This window comes from Paenibacillus darwinianus, from assembly GCF_000598065.1.
Classification (GTDB): domain Bacteria; phylum Bacillota; class Bacilli; order Paenibacillales; family Paenibacillaceae; genus Paenibacillus_I; species Paenibacillus_I darwinianus.
This window is the reverse complement of sequence record NZ_KK082138.1, coordinates 85,835-88,422: the sequence shown is the minus strand read 5'-3', so window position 1 is coordinate 88,422 and position 2,588 is coordinate 85,835. Positions and strand designations below refer to the sequence as shown.

The following is a 2,588-nucleotide window of genomic DNA, read 5'->3' as shown; positions in this document are numbered from 1 at the left end:
CCCGCGTTTCCCCGCCGATCACCGAAAAAGCGTAGCCCATGCCGGAGTTGTACTCGCTGCCGAATGAATCGGAAATCAGATTATCGTCATACAGCGATTGGTACAGCTCCGAGCTTGCCCCGAAAAGCGTCTCCAGCATCAGCTTCGACGTCACTTCGCGGCGCAGCAGCTCCTTCGCGGCGGTCGGCAATTCCTTCTCCTTGAAGCCAAACATGCATTTGGGAAGCGAGACGGGCAGCCTGAGCGACAGCCGTGGATTTTTCACAGAGGACGGCTCCGGTTCGAATTTTCTTCTGATTTCACCCATCTGCGGGAACGTTTTGCGAGCCTGATTGTCCCGAACAAGCGCCATGACCTCGTCCGCCTTCACGCCGCCTGCGACAAACAGCATCATGTTCGACGGATGGTAGAACGTTTCATAGCAGCGGTACAGCGTATCCTTATCGATCCGGTAGATCGAATCGACGGTGCCGGCGATGTCAATGTGAACGGGATGGTTATGATACATCGCATCGATCAACCCGAAATAGACGCGCCAGTCGGGATTGTCTTTGTACATATTGATTTCCTGCTCGATAATGCCTTTCTCCTTCTCCACGTTCGCTTCCGTAAAATACGGATGCTGGACGAAATCGAGCAGCGTGTTCAGGTTCTCGTCGATTTTCTCCGTGGCGGAGAACAGGTATACCGTGCGGTCGAAGCTGGTGAAGGCATTGGCCGAAGCGCCCTGGGAGGCGAATGTGGAAAAAATGTCGCCGGTCGGTTCCTCGAACATCTTGTGCTCCAGGAAATGGGCGATGCCGTCCGGCACGCGTATATATTCGCCGCCGTCGCCTACGCTGAATGTGTTGTCTATCGAACCGTAGCGGGTCGAAAATGTGGCGTACGTCTTCTGGAAGCCGTCCTTCGGCAGCACATAAACCTCGAGGCCGTTCGGCATCGTCTCCCGGTACACGGTCTCCTTCACGCCGGGATAGACTATCGTTTCCATCGCTTAGCCCTCCTTTTCGTCGCGCAGAAAATAAATGGTATCCAGCTGCACGCGCTGAGCGACGCGGACGACGTCCGCGACCGACGCTTTTTCCACGTCTTGCAGCAAGCCTGCGGTCGTCCGTGTCCGTCCCGACAAAACGGAGTTGAAATCGAACCCGATCATCTCGAAGGCGCTGTCCTGGATTTCGAGCAACTGGTTCCGGATCATCGCCTGGGTCTGCGTAAGCACCAGCTCCTGGATATCGCCTTGGCGCAGCTGCTCCAGCTGCTCGGCGATAATGGTATTGGCTTTGTCGTAGTTTCCGGTTTCAATGCCGGACTGAATCGTGATGATTCCTTTGTGGCCGTCATAGCGGGAAGCCGCGTAATAGGCCAGGCTGGCCTTCTCCCGCACGTTCACAAAAAGCTTTGAATGCGGATAACCGCCGAGTATTCCGTTATAGAGCAGCGCGGCGGGGTAGTCGTCATCGGCATAGCTGACATTCGCCCGAAGTCCCATATTGAGCTTTCCCTGGCCTACTTCCATCCGCTCAATGACATGTTTCGGCTCGCCTGAAGCCGGACGGATATCGGGGACAGGATAATCGGCCGGTTGGCCCGCGGGCGCTTTAAACGAACGGCTGACAAACCCGTTTGCTTCCTCAAGCGAGGTGTCGCCCACGACGTAGAGGTCGAATGTCGCCGAAGCCAGCCAGCTGCGATAATATTCCATCAGCGATTCGGGCGTGATGGCGCTGAGATCGCCGATCCAGCCGAGCGGATGAAGCCGGTAAGGCTCATTTGCGCACATCTCCTCGAGACAGCGCTCGGCCGCATAGCGGATTTTATCGTTAACGATCGCCTCCAGCCTCTTCTGCAGTGTCTTCTTCTCGGCGTCGACGTATTTGCTGCGGAATCGTCCGTCCTCGAGCGCAGGCTCGGTGATGACCTCTCCCAGAAAAGCAAGCGCCGCGTCCAGCAGCGACTCGTCTGATGAAACGAACTGATCATGGATGACATCCATGCGGAATTGTACGATTTGCGCGTCTCCGCGCTTCAGCACGTCGAAGCCGAAGCCCGCTCCGTACATATCGTCTAGCCGCTCGCGGAACGCTTTCGTTTCCGGCGTCGAGGCGGTTCCGCGGCGCAGAACGAACGGGATTAAAGCCGCAGGCGTCACGGTAGACTCACTGAGCGGTATGCCGGCATAGAGCGCGATGGCGAACGTTTTGAACCTTTTGGTCGGCAGCACGTGCAGCCTGATGCGGTTCCATTGCCCTCGTTGAAATCCGGTTTCGATCACGGCCGATAGCTCCTTTCGACTTGCTTAATAGGGTGGAGAATCCCTTACATTTCCATTGAATTCTTCCTCATTCTAACCGATCAGAAAGCGAAGAAGCAACCCGCCGAGGGTTGCTTCTTCCACGAACCGATTGATGCGCGGCCAACGTCCTGGTTGCCGTTCGCTACAAAGCAAATATATGCTTGCCGATCGTTTTGATTTGCGGTCTCGTCCAAATCCAGCCGGAGGTAGCTGTATTCGGGTTGAAATAATAGAGGGCTTCGCCGGACGGATCCCAGCCGTTGATCGCGTCGTTCACGGCTTGACGGGCGCG

At 56.2% G+C, this 2,588-nt stretch carries 3 protein-coding genes; all 3 read right to left on the bottom strand.

Going from position 1 to position 2,588, the window contains the following annotated elements:
* The coding region (yfmH, locus tag BG52_RS04115) for an EF-P 5-aminopentanol modification-associated protein YfmH (protein ID WP_036579374.1) at positions 1-991 on the bottom strand (991 nt) is incomplete at its 3' end.
* Positions 992-994: 3 nt separating this feature from the next.
* Complete coding sequence (yfmF, locus tag BG52_RS04110; protein WP_036579371.1) at positions 995-2,275, bottom strand: EF-P 5-aminopentanol modification-associated protein YfmF; 1,281 nt, start codon at positions 2,273-2,275, stop codon at positions 995-997.
* 163 nt (positions 2,276-2,438) lie between these two features.
* The coding region (locus BG52_RS15210) for a cell wall hydrolase (RefSeq protein ID WP_190287456.1) at positions 2,439-2,588 on the bottom strand (150 nt) is incomplete at its 5' end.